Below are 439 nucleotides of genomic sequence, written 5' to 3'. Positions count from 1 at the left end.
GCCGGGCAGGCCGGACCGGCCCCGGCCCCCAACCCCCGCCGCCCCCCCTCCCGCCACCCCCGCCAGCCGGCGCGGCTCACCCCCGCCCGCGTCCCGCTCCCCCAGCAGCTCGTGCACCCCCCCCCGGTGGACGTCCGCCCGCCACGGCAGACCCGCCCGGTGCATCTCGGCGGCCACCAGCATCCCGGCCGACTCGGCGGCGGTCAGCAGCCGCATCCGCCCCGGGTGCTCGGCGGCCGCGTGTCTTCGCTGCTGGTCCGCGTACACCTCCAGAAGGGCCTCGAACGGCAGGTCCAGCGTGGGCCGCGGATCGAACAGGGACGACTGGGCGTGCGCCCCCGGCTCGGCCGCCCTGAGCGGCGGGGTGGGTGGGGCGGGGCGGGTCCGCCGCCGCGCCCACGCCGCCCCGGGCGCACCGGGGGCGCCCCGCCGCCCCCCC

1 pseudogene is annotated in these 439 nt (G+C 82.5%); it reads right to left on the bottom strand.

The features are described 5' to 3' along the window. Nucleotides 1–439, bottom strand: a pseudogene (locus A4V12_RS15095) (bifunctional 3'-5' exonuclease/DNA polymerase); the annotation flags it as partial.

It is taken from the genome of Streptomyces noursei (assembly GCF_001646665.1).
Taxonomy (GTDB): Bacteria; Actinomycetota; Actinomycetes; order Streptomycetales; family Streptomycetaceae; genus Streptomyces; species Streptomyces lavendulocolor.
This window is presented reverse-complemented; position numbering and strand designations above follow the sequence as displayed.